Source organism: Arthrobacter sp. GW822-FHT05G07, assembly GCF_058799755.1.
Window position 1 is genome coordinate 78,534 of sequence record NZ_JBXALT010000009.1, and the last position, 13,528, is coordinate 92,061.

Sequence of the window (13,528 nt, forward strand, 5' to 3'; positions counted from 1 at the left end):
ACCATCCGTCCGCCCGTGGGTTGCAGGACACCTTCCGAGTCGCCCCTACTCCACACTCCCCCGTATTTAACTAGGGCATGCGGTAAAGGAAAGCCGCCATCGCGTCGCGGTTGATGGGCGTGATTGGCTTGTAGACCCGGCTTCCATCCGTGTCAATCCAGCCCGACGAGATTTCCATCTCTGACATCCATGCCATTTCATAAGAGAACTGCTGGCCCGGGACCACGTCCTTGAAGGGCATCAGGTCCATGTTGTCTATCTGAGGCGATCCCGACAAGCGGTAAAGGAACGCAGCCATGGCATCGCGGTTAATCGGCGTTAGAGGCCTGTAGGTCCGAGACCCATCGCTTTCCGTCCAGCCGGAGGAAATCTTCTGGTCTGCCAGCCACGCCATTTCCTTATAGAACTGCTGGGTGGTCAGGACATCCTTGAACGGCGAGTTGGCCGGCGGGGTGTACGCCGGCGAACCCGACAGGCGATACAGGAATGCAGCCATGGCATCACGGTTGATGGGCGTCAACGGCCTATAGGTGAGCGTTTTGTCCGCCTCTACCCAACCTGTGGATATGCGCTTATCCGCCAGCCACGCCATTTCCCTGTAGAACTGCTGGGTGGTCAGCACGTCCTTGAACGGTGACTCAGTGGGCGGCACGAAGTCCGGGCCCTTGGCGCTGAACCGTTCCGTCCAGGCTGTGGCACCCGGAAGCAGCACGTAGCCGTCCTTGGCAACCGCCGTGACCGTGACCCGCCCGGTGGCCGGATGATTCCCGGAGGCAACCGTCCCGCCGTCGACAACGTAGTTAATGCCGACCACGTCAGGAATGACGTAAGTGTCGTCTTCCGTGTACGGAGCGTCCGTAAAGACCACAGGCTCCGGAGTCACTGCCTTGTCCGCAGCCACCACCAGGCCAGTAGGCTTACTGACCAGTGACTGCGGCTGGTAGCCAGGCTTTGAGCCGGAAACCCTGAGGGTGATCGCCTTGCCCAGGTCCGATTCAGTGGCTGTGTGCGTCTGGCCGGTAGCGCCCTGAATGGGTGCTCCGTCGCGTAGCCACTCCACAGCGAGCTCCACCGGTGCGGGCGCCCATGCGCCCGTGTCTGCCGTCAGCACGCCCCCGACATATGGGGTGCCCTCGATGACGGGCTCATCAGCCGTCAGTTTCCCTATCGCCACGGGCTGGGTAGGCGCCGAGGTCACCGAAACGTTGGGTTGCTTTGCCTTCTTGCCCGTCACCGTCACCGTGATGGTGGTACCCAGGTCTTCGGGTCCCAGGACGTACTGCGTACCGGTGAAATTGGTGGCAACGTCATTTCGATTCCACCGCTGTTCGGTGACGACGTAACCAGCTGGCCCCCATGTTCCGGGCGACATGGTCAGAGTTCCGCCGACTGCCGCCTCGCCGGAAATCGTTGGCGTGCCCGGGACCATCGGGGCTGCGTCCGCTGCCACGTTGGCAAGGGCCGCCCCGGCGTCCACCAAGCCTCCGCCGCATCCGCCCGGGCAATCGCTCACAGGCCGCGCCGTTGCCTTCAACTTCTGTTCCACCTCGTCAGGAGTCAAAGCGGGCAGCTTGGAGTACATCATCGCTGCCACCGCAGCTACATGCGGGGCAGACATTGAGGTTCCCTGCTTGAAGAAGTAATCGTTTGAGTGCTGCGTGGACACCACACCATTGAGTGCCTGACCGAACATGTATCCCCCGGGCGCAACGACGTCAACGTTTACCCCGAAGTTGGAGTACCAGGCTTTGCTTCCATTGCGTGTGCTGGCACCAACAACGAGGACACTCTTGCAGTTTGCCGGCTGGACCTCCGAGGCGTTGATCCTCTCGTTGCCCGCTGAGATGACAACAGACACTCCCTTGCTCCGGGCGAAGTCGAAAGCGTCCTGATAAAGAGAGGTGCACTGTCCGCGGCCACCAAGGCTGATGTTGATGGCCCGTGCAGGATTAGCGTTAGTGGGTACGCCGGGAACGGCTCCGCCTGCGGCCCAGATGACGGCGTCGGCAACGTCTGACGAATATCCACCACACACGCCCAGAGCCCGGATGGGGACTACCTTGGCCTTTGGAGCCACGCCGGCTACGCCTATTCCGTTCCCGGCCACTGCGGAGATGATCCCAGCGGTGTGCGTACCGTGCCAGGAGTCGCCCGCCGCAGGCGTGCCCGCGCCACATTGGCCGTAACTGTTGGCATCGCCTTCATCGCGAGGGTTTGGATCCCGCCCGTCCCCGTCCTTAGCCATCGCCGGGAAACTCAACATGTCATAGCCCGGCAAGATGTTCGCGTTCAGGTCCGAGTGGCTAATGATCCCCGAGTCGATGACGGCAACTACTGATCCTTCACCTTGGCTGACGTCCCATGCCTTGAGTACATTCATGCCGCCGGTCTGCGGGATGTGCGGCCATTGAAGGTTGTAGAACTTGTCATCCGGCGCTACTGCGAAAGGGCGCATGATGGCGTCCGGCTCGGCATACTCCACGTTCGGGTCCGAGGCCAGGGCTGCGACCAGTTCCGTACTCTCGTCTGCGTCAAGCCTCCTGCTGGTCTTGAGGACCTCCTGGCCGGTGGCAGTTGTCCGCAGCGCCGTGACCGCCACGCCCAAAGCGTTGCTGGCACGGCCCAGCGCGGATTGACGGTCCAGAGACTGAATCCCGGCGCGTTCCTTGAACTTCACTATGAACTGGTCGGTGGGAATTGGTTCAGACCCAGCAGACATCGCCAGAGGTGCAGCACCGCGTAGCTGAGCGTCATCAGCGACGGCGGGAATCGCTGGCATGGACGCACCCACCATTGCGATAATGCCGGCAAACATCAGACGGGAGCGCGCACTTGCTCTTGGCTGGTTTTTCACTACGATCGCCCTCTGCTCAAACGCCCCCAGAGAGCGCGGAAATAGGGCCGCGAGTCAACGGCCAGCTAGAGTTTAGCCAACAAGTAGAATTTTCCGCGAATCACCTGGGAACTGCCGTTGGAGTGTGGCGGAAGGCGTTCGGATAACTCCATGCAGTTCCCTTATGATCACCTCGGGCCCGATGTGTCGAGGCCCTTCAATCGCACGGAAAATGGGGACCCATGAGGGCAAAATCGCGAGGCCGTATCAGGCTCGCTCTAATACTGGTGGCAAGCATTCTTCTGGCCACACTGCCCGGCGGGTTCGCACCCCCCGCTTTCGCGGCAGCCACCGGGAGCATCTCAGGAACAGTCACGGTCCCGGCAGGTGTGGACGTGAATAACATCCTTGTAACCGCCGGTGGACCAACCTACCGAACCATTCAAGTGAATCCCAGCGGGCAGTTCACGATTGTAGGGCTCCAAGCCGGTGAATACAGCGTGTATTTCTACGAGGATGCAAGCCCTAGACACGTATACAGCACGTACTACGGCTCTGCCGTCTATGCGGAATCGACGCCGGTTGTCGTCGCCGCGGGTACGGCCGTTACGAGTATCGACCAGCAAATGTTCACGGGTGCGCGTATTCAAGGCAAAGTCTCGGTTCCCGCTGGAACCAAGGCTTCTGACATGTACGTGGGTGTTAGCTCAGACTCGTATCACGAGGGCGTGGCTGTTTCTCCGGACGGTTCCTACGATGTGGGCCCGTTGACCCCCGGCGACTACACGCTGAACTTCAGCACGTCGGTTCAACCGATCCCGGTGCTTCAGGCCTACTACCCAGGAGTTAAGGACCACGAGCAAGCGCAGAAGATCTCCGTGGCCCAAGGAGACATCGTCACAGGGATCAACCAAATTCTGCAGCCGGCCGCGATAATATCCGGTCGCCTCGCACTCCCCGCTGATGCAGTACCTTTTTCCATATTCGCGGAGGCGAAGTCGAGCTATGATCTCCAAGTAGTTTCCGCGGTGTACGTTGAAAACGGGGTCTACAGCATAGGCGGACTTGAGGCCGGAACATACAAACTGTTCTTCCATGCCAGCGATATCAAGATTGCCTCCATGTGGCACGGCGGGCTGCCCACTGCAGCGGCGTCGCCCACCATCACAGTGGCCGCAGGCGAACGTCTAACCGGTCCGACGGACACGGCAGTTCCGGCAGCCACGATCACAGGTTCCCATGCTTCCGGGGCATCCAACACGGACGTTCAGGTCGTCACGGCCGATGGGACCATTGTCCAAGGCGGTTTCTCCACAGGGCCCCAAACGTTTATGGTGGCCAACCTTTTCCCGGGAACCTACAAAGTCCAGTTCAACCGCTCCAGCGGCTTTGCTACTGCTCAGGAAGGGCAGTATTACAACAATCTTCCAGAGAGCTCCGGCTTGGGAAGCGCGACGTCGGTGACAGTAGCGGGAGGGCAGACCCTCAACAACATCAACCCAACGTCACGGGTGGGTGGAACCCTCTCGGGCAAGATCCTCGGGCCCGGCGGCGCCCCGCTGACCAACACACCGATCCGTGTGTACACGAAAGACGGCACACTGGTGACCCGCCAAGCCAACACCCAGGGTGACGGAACCTTCAAAGTCACCGGCCTGAGCACAGGCAACTACTTCGTTTCGGCTGCACCTGAAGGTGGCACTGGCCCAGTCTTCTCCGGCAATGTGCTCTCCGAAACCAACGCCAGGTCTGTTTCCACAACACCAGGCCGGAACACCGACGTCGGGACGCTCAGCTACGCAACTGCCACCCAAGGCACGCAAGCATTCGACGACGTCCCGCTGAATGCCCAGTTCGAGAAGGAAATCCTCTGGCTCGCAAGCAAAGGTATCTCCACAGGCTGGGAAGCGAACGGGACCAGAACCTACAAACCCTTAAGCCCCGTAAATCGCGACGCCATGGCTGCCTTCATGTACCGGCTTTCAGGGAAACCTGACTTCGCCGCGCCCGGCGCTTCCCCGTTCAAGGACCTACCAGTTGGAGCACAGTTCTACAAGGAGATCACTTGGCTCGCTGACAAGGGCATCTCTACAGGTTGGGACGAGGCGGACAAGACCAAGACCTACCGGCCACTACAGCCCGTGAACCGTGATGCCATGGCTGCCTTCATGTACCGCTTGGCGGGCGAGCCGGACTTTACGGCACCAGAGGTTTCGCCATTTGTTGACGTGCCGGTGGGTGCGAAGTTCTATAAGGAAATCACGTGGCTCGCAGCTCAAGGCATCTCCACAGGTTGGGCCGAAGCAGGCAACACCAAATCCTTCAAACCATTGCTGCCCGTAAACCGAGACGCAATGGCAGCGTTCATGTTCCGCTACAACACCAAATTCGGGAGCAGCTGACCGTTATCACTTTTAGGGAAACTATGCGCCCGCCACGGTCATAAGGTCACCTCATTGTCCGTTTCCGCAGGTAGCATCCCAGAGAATGCGCTGCTCAGAGCGCACAAAATCGAATATGGGGAACCCAGATGCCCAAGGCACTTTCGTGGTTGGCGATTCTTTCGCTGACCGCGTCGGCGGCTGTCTTCACGCCGCAAACCGCGATGGCCTCAGAGACGGCCAGCGTTTCAACTCTCTTCTCGTCATTGACTGTCACCTCTGAAACGAACACCGGCTACGACCGCGAGCTCTTTCAGCATTGGATAGATGCCGACAGCGACGGCTGCGACACACGCTCGGAGGTGCTGCAGCAGGAGTCGCTGACGCCTGTGACCTTCGGCTCGGGCTGCACCGTAGCCACGGGCCAGTGGAACTCCTGGTACGACGGCGGCACCTGGACAAACGCGTCCGACGTCGACATAGACCATCTGGTCCCACTCGCCGAAGCCTGGGGTTCCGGCGCTAGCGCCTGGACCGCTGAACAGCGGCGCAACTACGCCAACGACCTCACGTTGGACGTAGCCCTGGAGGCCGTGACGGACAACGTCAACCAGTCCAAGAGCGACCGCGATCCCGCCGAATGGATGCCTCCCCTGACCGGAACCGCGTGCGAATACATCACGGACTGGGTGCTGGTGAAGTACCGCTGGCAGTTGGCCGTTGATCCGGCTGAATCCGCGGCGATTTCGTCCACGCTGCAGGGTGGCTGCGGGACCAGCTTGGTCCCCATACCAACCATCGCTGTTGAACCCACCCCCGTTGATCCGGGCCCCATCACCTTCAGCGACGTCAATGGATCAACGCAATTCAACGTGGAAATCTCCTGGCTTGCTTCGCAGGGCATCTCCACCGGTTGGGTGGAATCGGACGGTAGCCGGACTTATCGGCCGCTGAACGCCGTGAATCGCGATGCCATGGCCGCTTTCCTGTATCGCCTCGCCGGCAAGCCGGCCTTCACTCCCCCGGCAACATCCCCCTTCTCCGACATCACCCCATCAAGCCAGTTCTATAAGGAAATCACCTGGCTGGCAGCAAGCGGCATCTCCACGGGGTGGACGGAGCAGGACGGTACCAAGACCTACCGTCCGCTCAGCGCAGTCAATCGTGACGCCATGGCTGCCTTCCTCTACCGGTTCGGCGGCAATCCCGCGTTCTCGGCACCGGGCACCTCGCCGTTCGTGGACGTCCAGGTTGGAAGCCAGTTCTACCAACAGATCACCTGGCTGGCATCCAAGGGCATCTCCACAGGTTGGGACATCGGCTATGGCTGCCGCGCCTACAACCCGGTCCAGCCAGTGGCACGTGATGCCATGGCCGCTTTCATGTACCGGTTCGTCAATGGCGGAACCGGCGGGATCACGGGCAGCAACTGTTCGCCTCCCCCGCCACCTGTGACGCCGCAGCCCCCGGTTACGCCTCCGCCGCCAGTAACACCGCAGCCACCGGCAAATCCGGGTAACACCAAGAACTGCACGGACTTTGCCACCTGGCGTCAGGCCCAGGACTGGTTCAACTACTACTTCCCGTGGTACGGCGACGTGGCAGGTCTTGACAGCGACGGCGACCGCATCGCCTGCGAGACCCGCCCGGGTCACCCGTAGCGGAAGGACGACGGCGGGTCCGGCTCATTATGAGCCGGACCCGCTTTTCGTGTTCAGGTCAAGTAGCCGGTTTGGCCTGAAGTGAACTCATCATGTTTTGCAATTGCAAGTGCTCCCTTGACGCGGTGTAGGCCTTCGCCTCGGTCAGCGTTCCGAAATATCGGTAGGCGCCGAAGATTATCGGACGGGTTGAGTCGCTGGCTGACGTGGTCTGAATGCCGGCCCAGGTTGTGAAGTGAAAGGGATCCTCCTCAGCCTGCGTTGCGGGCTTGCCCGCAACCCCAGTAATCAGCCGGACATTGTCCCTCCAGCGGTTGGCCTGCTGAAGATCCTTGCGGGTTGTGAGGTCCATCGCCTTGGTCTGAACAGAATACGACGTACCGTTCAGTGATCCTTGCCCAGGGACTTCCGCAAGGTATGAAACCGCCACATCACCGCAAACCCCCGTGCATGGATCAACCGATAGAACCGGCAAGACTGCGAGCGAGGCGACCTCCACTCCTGCCTCATCTGAGATGACGAAGGGTCCGCCTTGGAGCTTTTTCGCCGCCCCGGAGTCTGTCACTGTCCACGCAGCCGGGTAGTCGAAGGAGAAAGCCACATCCCATGCAACGCCGCTGTAGGTGGCACTGGGCACGCTAGGTTTGGTAGTGGCGCTCTTAGGTTCCGTGGTTGCTGTTGTGCTCGGAGCAACCAATGCTGCCTTCGTGGATTCCTGAGCTGAGGGAGCCGGGCCTGGTGTACATGATGTCAAAAGAGCTGCGACAGCCAAGCAAATACCCCCGACCTTGGTGCCGCCCGACCCCCGCACAACTGATCGTTTACTCACAGCGCCTCCTCCGAAGTCACCCACTGCTTCAGATTATGGCCCCGGCACCACTGCTTCAGGGCAGGACACGACGACTTGGGCTGCGTGACAGACGGCTGCGACGCCTTAGCGGGCCTTGTCCGCGATTCGATAAAGAAACGCCGCCATTGCATCACGCGTGATCAAAGTCAGGGGACGATATGTCCGCTGCCCGGTGTTTTCCGTCCAACCCGTCGAAATGCCGCGTGCGGACAGCCAAGCCATCTCCTTGTAGAACTGTTGTTGCGGGGCTACGTCTTGGAAAGGGGACACGGCCGGCGGAGTGTAGGCCGGATAGCCTGATGCCCGGTAAAGGAACGCAGCCATCGCGTCACGGGAAATAGGTAGGCCTGGCCGGAAGCTGCTGCTGCCGTCCTGATTCTCCCATCCGGTTGAAATGCCGGACATGGCAAGCCACGCAATCTCCTTGTAGAACGGGTGGCTGGTCGGAACGTCCACATAGGCGGAAGTCTGAGGTGGTGTCCATGGAGGTGAGCCGGCCATCCGGTAGATAAACGCAGCCATTGCCTCACGGCTGACCGACGTGAGCGGTCGATACGTGGAAGATCCGTCGTTCTCCTTCCAGCCCGCCGAGATACTCTTTGCGGAAAGCCATGTCATTTCTTTGTAAAATTGCTGGTCGGTTTTGATGTCCTGAAACGGGGAAGCAGCGGGCGCAGTGAATGCATTGGCGGCATCGACATAGGCGAAATACTCATCCACTGTGGTGAAGACCGTTGACGGAGCAGAACCGGTGAATTCGTAACCAACCACCTGCATCCTGAGGCTTCCATGCAAACCGGGGGCCACCCCTACCCCCAAAGCGTAAGCGGACTCGGGCGATGCCCCTTTCATGGAGTCACCGTTGTACTCAATCCAGGCTTTAACGGCCTCGGACTCTTGACCGCTCATGCAGGCATACGACAAGTAGCCTGCCCAGCGGAGGCCCGGCAAATCATCCGTTGTGTCAGCAGGCCGGATCCCCTGACGCTGCCAATCATTTGTCCATCCCTGTGACTGATCCGTCCCGGCAAGCGTCAGCACAGCCGGGCTCAGACCATTTGCTTTGCGGTACTTGTTGATGCCATCAAACATTGCCCTAACCGATGGGCGGTTCGAGTAAAGCAGGTTTAGATCTGTAACGGCATTAGCAGTGGAAGAAGCGCTCGCTTGCGTTGGCGCGTGGAGCACGCCGAGTAAAAGCCCGAAACTCAGAACGACTACGGCTGTCAGAGCCCGCTTGGTTACCCCGCGGCTATGACGGAAAACTGTTTTCATGAAATCCCCATTTTTACAAAGCACGGCAACGGAGCCGCAACAAATTTAATATATCGGAAGGAAGCATGCTTACGAGTATTCTTGCTTTGACGGCCGCTAACTGACCGTATTGGACGTAAACGCATCTTGGGGGAATCAATGTACTCACGGACGTCTGCCGTGAATGGGCCTACGCGCCAAAAATCTGCTGCACTCGCCGTCGTAGCCGTCGGGGTGTCACTAACCCTGGGGGCATGCACTGTTCCTGCCTCTAGCGGGACTCCTTCTCCGTCCACCAATGTGCTGGACCGGAGCACTACAAGCGCCGCTGCGATCTGGGAAGTAGCCCTCAGCCCTATCGCCCAACCAGAAGTGACCGAGGGCGTCGCGCTGGTCTACGCAAAGACTGCCAGCGGTGTGACTGCCCACGCCGTCTCCGTCACTGACGGGAAGGAATTATGGACCCAAGCGGTTCATCCCGGCGTTGGAGCCCCCGGCGTTAGTCTGGCTCCTGCCGTAACCAAGACCTCCACAGGCGAAAGCGTCGCAGTGTTCTTGCAGGAGTCCGCTGCCCCAAGCACTAGCGGCGGCACGTCGTGGTGGACCGCTCCGGTGGCCGTCGACTTGAAAAGCGGCAAAGAGCTTTACCGGGGAGACCCGCAGCTGGTCGAGTCCCGTCCGGCCGCCTGCGACGATGAGAAGGACATGTGCTTCACGTCGTTGAACGCCCAAACCCGCCTGACAACACAGCACAGAGTTAACTTGAGTACGGGCGCGGATTCGACGGGTCCGGAGGTGAATCCCCTTACCGGCAATTTCAGATTGGTGGGCGACGGACTTTATTCCGTGGTGGAAGGCGGCAAAGAACGGCTCGCCAGAGTATCCGCCGGCAACAAGCTTTGGGAGGCTGACGTTGAGCCCCTCTTCGGACCAGGAGCAACTACCAACCTCGGATGGTCTTTTGAATACTCCAAAAAACTAGACCTCTACATCGGTTCTGTAGGCATCAATCCCACCACGGAAACTGACTACGTCAGACTCATGGAACAAACCTTTACTGTAGACCTGACCAAACTTAAGACTGTAGGTTTCCGTGCCTCTACCGGGGAGAAACTTTGGACAGTTGAGGGTTCCGAAAAATGGTGTTCCAGCGGTGTGGGAAAGACCGAAACCAAGCTTATGGATGGCAATGCGTTCCCCGTTCGCTGCGAATACAACCAAGGAACCATGGCTGTGCCAGGCGGAACTTACCAAAATGCTGAAGGCAAGCTCGTGGGCTATGACCCGGTCTCAGGCGAGGCAAAGTGGCAGACCACATCCACGCCCATCAAGGCAGCAGCAGATTTGTTGCTTCCTTCACCGAGCCGGGGAGACGTGGTGCTGACCGGCGGCCCTGATGGCATGACCATGGTGGACACCCTCAGCGGAGCGAGCCGGGCGGCGACGAGCGATGACGTGTTCCTTTGCTCGGAAGCGGCCAAGTACCCTCTGCCAGCCGACGCACCTTTCCCCGTTCAACCCGAAGGAAACCTGGGGACCGGGGGGTCAATGCTGTTTCCCTGCGATAGGAATGCAAAGGCCGTCCCAGCGCTGACCACGGGCACACTCCGCGACATCCCCACGGCGGACGACGGCGTTGCCGTCCTCGCCCAGGAGGGCGTCCTCTCCGGGTTCAAGCTTCCGTGACTCAAGCCGCGTAGCGGAAACGGACGCAGGGCATGCCCGGGCTGACCCGCCACCTTGCCGGCTGCTGGAAATTCACATCCGCCGAACTGATGGACTTATTTACTAAAAAGCCTTTATGATCACCGCACCAGCAGATTTACACATCCCGTGAAAAGACGCTGATTCCAACCCACCGCAATAGCTCAGTATTGCAACTAAAGCAACACATAAATTTCCGTTCGCACCCAGGTCCATCACCAGTGAGGCAATTGGTGACGGGCACATGACGTTTTATGAGAGAGCGCCCCTTGAGCAGATCGCCTGACCCCACCATGCCCATACCCCCTGCGGGGTATCAAAAAAGGCAACGCTTTTCCCGATCCAGCCGTACCGTTATGGTTGGTTTTTTCTGTGCTTCGTTGGTCCTCACGGGCCAGACAGCAGCTACCGCCGCTGGTGAAACCGAAAAGGCCGTTACTTTCACCGATGTACCCGCAGGCATGATGTTTGCCAAAGAAATGTCGTGGCTGGCAAATGAGGGAATCTCCACCGGCTGGTCCGATGGAACATACCGCCCCCTCACTGCCATCAACCGTGACGCCATGGCGGCATTCCTCTACCGGCTTGCAGGCAGCCCTGAGTTCACGGCTCCCGGCACCTCTCCGTTCCAAGACGTCAGTCCGGGCCAGCAGCATTACAAGGAAATGGCTTGGCTGCATCAGCAACAAATCTCCACTGGCTGGGACGTGGGAAACGGCAAACGGGAGTACCGGCCCACATCCGCGATTAACCGGGATGCGATGGCGGCCTTCCTCTATCGCTTTGAAAATAAGCCTGATTTCCAAGCGCCAATAACGCCTCCGTTCTCTGACATCAGCAGCACCACTCAGTTCTACACTGAGATTTCCTGGCTCCATGCGAAGGGAATCGCCACGGGTTGGGACAACGGAGACGGTACTGCTTCCTACCGTCCCCTTTCGCCCATCAATCGTGATGCCATGGCGGCCTATCTTTACCGTTTGTCTTTGCCACCAGCCGAGGATGGCGTGGTCACTTCGCCGGATACGCTCATCATTGACAGCGCCGCGTTGGCACAGAAGTACGTTCAGGGCGATACCACCATCACTTTCAACTCCGTAGGAGCGGGTGCCCCGGATATCGATCCCGGAAACGTACTTGTATCCGGATTCTCTGAATTCACCCCTGACGGGATGCTGGTTCGGGTCCAGCAGGTGACTAATGCCCCCGACGGCAAACAATCAGCCGTTGTTCAGCAGGCCACTCTGCCTGACGCCATCTACGACACCAACGGCCTGGTGACGCCAACCACCACCATCGTTAAGCAAGAGTTCCTTCCCGCCGACGGCGTCGAAGTGATCGACAACGCCCAGGCATCCGCTGCTCCTTTCAACCGCAATGGCGGGCGAATCCCGGCAGATGAACTGGCCACAGCCAGTGATGTGTCCCTGCCCATTTTCGAAAAGACCTTCAAGTTCTCCGACACCCTGAGTAAATCCGTAACCGGTACAGCGTGGAAGACGGTGGATGTAGAGGGCACCGGCACGCTGGCACTCAGCAGCGAATTCGGCGTCAGTTCCGATGTCAACGCGGAAGTAGATATCCACTGGGCCTCACTTAAGCAGGCTAAGTTCACACTGGACACGGGCTTGTCCGCTGAAACGACAGCCAGGGCAACGGGTACTTTGACCGGAACGGCCGAGAAGAACCTGGGAACCGTCAACACCTGGGCTCACGTCCAAGTGGGACCTGTACCTGTGGAAATCCAGTTCATTTCCTCCATTGATCTCAAGGCCAAGAGCGAATGGACGGCAGATACGTTCGTCACGGCGGCGGCATCTGCGACCACCACGGTTGGTATGTCCTATAAGGACGGCAACTTCCAGCCTGTAGCTGAGTACGGCGGCAACGCTGAGGCAACGTTCCAAGGACCGCAGTTGACCAGCGAGTCTTCTGTAACCATCGGCCCCACACTGACTGCCAAGTTGTACGGAATTGCGGGCCTCACGGGTGGCTTCGACGCTTATGCAAAGTATGCCACCGGGCCTGAAACGTGCGCCCACGAGGTGGGACTGGCAGGGCGGATAGGCGTGATTGCCGGCGTAGAGGTCTTTGGCATGAAGCTGACAGACGAGTGGAAGAAGGAACTCACCAAGAACCTTGTCCTATGGCAAGGCGACCTCTGCAAGCCCGTCACCCCGCCTGTGGACGACGTCACCGAGGAAGTCTTTGGCGACGGCATCGCCGTACAGGAAGACGGCGGAGCCGGAGACTCATCCCAGTGGGGCCGGGCCACTGACTACGGCCCCGGTGGAGCTGCGTGGATCCTGTCAACAGGCAACATGCAGAACTCTGTGGGAACACCTGGACAGGAGGCATCCAGCGATTTGGGAACCCCTGGTAACACGACATTGTCCGAATTCATTGGAGGTCTGCCCACGTTCGATGCAGCCTCGTATTGGGCAAAAGTTGTTCCGTCCGGTGACACCCTCCACGTTCGGTATTTCTTCGCCAGCGAAGAATACCCGGAGTATGTAGGCAGCAATTACAACGACGTCATGGGCGTTTTTGTCAACGGCACCAACTGCGCTTTGGTACCGGGGACACAAACCCCGATCAGCGTAAACAACGTCAACGATCACACGAACCAAAACTATTACCTCGACAACACCGCCGGAGCAAGCGGATTCAACACCGCCATGGACGGAATGACCACCGCCCTCACGTGCTCCGTTCCTGTGCAACCAGGCGTCCCTGTCACCGTGGAAATTGCTGTTGCGGACACCAGCGACGGCATCCTCGACAGCGCAGTTGCGCTGCTCGACGGAGGTATCTGGTCTGACTAGCGCTTAGAGCAGAAACAGGG

General features: G+C 59.3%; 7 protein-coding genes. 4 read left to right on the forward strand and 3 right to left on the reverse strand.

Annotation, left to right across the window (positions count from 1 at the left end; genetic code table 11):
- Positions 1-70 precede the first annotated feature (70 nt).
- A complete protein-coding gene (locus AC1RJY_RS16210; protein WP_498602801.1) occupies positions 71-2,779 on the reverse strand; it encodes a S8 family serine peptidase in 2,709 nt (902 codons plus the stop codon).
- 296 nt (positions 2,780-3,075) lie between these two features.
- Between AC1RJY_RS16210 and AC1RJY_RS16215 the strand changes: the two genes are divergently transcribed.
- Positions 3,076-5,235: an S-layer homology domain-containing protein gene (locus AC1RJY_RS16215; RefSeq protein WP_011775835.1), complete on the forward strand. Its 2,160-nt coding sequence runs from the start codon at positions 3,076-3,078 to the stop codon at positions 5,233-5,235.
- A gap of 128 nt (positions 5,236-5,363) precedes the next feature.
- Positions 5,364-6,875 carry a GmrSD restriction endonuclease domain-containing protein gene (locus AC1RJY_RS16220; protein WP_498602719.1) on the forward strand — a complete coding sequence of 504 codons (1,512 nt, stop codon included), beginning with the start codon at positions 5,364-5,366 and terminating at the stop codon, positions 6,873-6,875.
- A 58-nt stretch (positions 6,876-6,933) separates the two neighbouring features.
- Here the strand turns inward: AC1RJY_RS16220 and AC1RJY_RS16225 are convergent, their stop codons facing one another.
- Positions 6,934-7,512 carry a hypothetical protein gene (locus AC1RJY_RS16225; protein ID WP_238324365.1) on the reverse strand — a complete coding sequence of 193 codons (579 nt, stop codon included), beginning with the start codon at positions 7,510-7,512 and terminating at the stop codon, positions 6,934-6,936.
- A 297-nt stretch (positions 7,513-7,809) separates the two neighbouring features.
- Positions 7,810-9,000, reverse strand: a complete 1,191-nt coding sequence (locus tag AC1RJY_RS16230; protein WP_498602720.1) for an S-layer homology domain-containing protein — start codon at positions 8,998-9,000, stop codon at positions 7,810-7,812.
- 159 nt (positions 9,001-9,159) lie between these two features.
- On the opposite strand from AC1RJY_RS16230, the gene AC1RJY_RS16235 reads away from it, so the two are divergent.
- Both AC1RJY_RS16235 and AC1RJY_RS16240 read left to right on the forward strand, forming a co-directional pair.
- On the forward strand, positions 9,160-10,665 hold the full coding sequence (locus tag AC1RJY_RS16235) for a hypothetical protein (RefSeq protein WP_498602721.1): 1,506 nt from the start codon (positions 9,160-9,162) through the stop codon (positions 10,663-10,665).
- Between the two features lie 374 nt (positions 10,666-11,039).
- Entirely contained in the window at positions 11,040-13,508 is a 2,469-nt protein-coding gene (locus AC1RJY_RS16240; RefSeq protein WP_498602722.1) for a choice-of-anchor L domain-containing protein, read from the forward strand.
- The last annotated feature ends 20 nt before the right edge of the window (positions 13,509-13,528 follow it).